2 protein-coding genes are annotated in these 903 nt (G+C 36.9%); both read left to right on the top strand.

Annotated features, from left to right (window positions below; translation table 11 throughout):
* A partial coding sequence (locus A3854_RS06120; protein WP_141081839.1) for a class I tRNA ligase family protein occupies positions 1 to 693 on the top strand: 693 nt, incomplete at its 5' end.
* Positions 693 to 903: ATP-binding cassette domain-containing protein (locus A3854_RS06115; protein WP_141081838.1), on the top strand; the 211-nt coding region annotated here is incomplete at its 3' end. The genes A3854_RS06120 and A3854_RS06115, both read left to right, overlap by 1 nt.

The following is a 903-nucleotide window of genomic DNA, read 5'->3' as shown; positions in this document are numbered from 1 at the left end:
TATAAATTCCTTTGGGACGAGTTTTGCGACTGGGGTATTGAGCTTAGCAAGGCTGATAAAGCGAGCGTAAAAGAGCTTGGAAGTATATTTAAAGAGGCGATGAAACTACTAAATCCTTTTATGCCGTTTCTTTCAGAGTATCTATTTCAAGAGCTTAGCGGCACACAGCTTGAAAATGCAAAATCAATAATGGTTACGAGCTATCCAGAGATAAAAGAGCGAAATTTAGAGGTTGAAAAGAAATTTGAGCTAGTTATCGAAGCGATCGTGGCTATTCGCCGTGCAAAAGCGACCATCGATCTTGGCAACTCAAAGATCGCAAAAGCCTTTGTTAAATTTAATGAAAAAATCGATCTTGACGAGGTCAAAGAGTATATCAAGCTGCTTGCAAAATGCGAAGAGATTGGCTTTGTAGGTGAGAAAATAGAAAATTCTATCAGAGACGTGAGCGAAAATTTAGAGGCATTTGTCCCACTTGAAGGGCTTGATATGAGCGGTATCATCACAAGGCTCAAGTCTCAAAAGACAAAGCTTGAAAAAGAGATAGCTAAGCTCTCAGGTATGTTAAATAATCAAAATTTCGTGGAAAACGCACCAAAAGAAGTTATAGAGACAAACAAAGAGGCTTTGCAAAGCGCTGAGGCTAAATTTAAAAAAGTATGTGAAGAATTAGAAGCTCTTGGAGAAAAATAGTGATAAAGATAGAAAATTTAAGCAAATTTTATGGTGATACGCAGATCCTTTTTGATATAAATTTAGAAGTTAAAAAGGGTGAAATTTTTGCTATAGTGGGACACAGTGGTGCTGGCAAATCAACGCTTTTAAGATGTATAAACGGGCTTGAAAGCTATCAAGGTGGCAGCCTAAAAGTCTTTGATAAAGAGATAAAAAATTTAGATGAGA

This window comes from Campylobacter concisus (assembly GCF_002092845.1).
Taxonomy (GTDB): Bacteria; Campylobacterota; Campylobacteria; order Campylobacterales; family Campylobacteraceae; genus Campylobacter_A; species Campylobacter_A concisus_AQ.
This window is presented reverse-complemented; position numbering and strand designations above follow the sequence as displayed.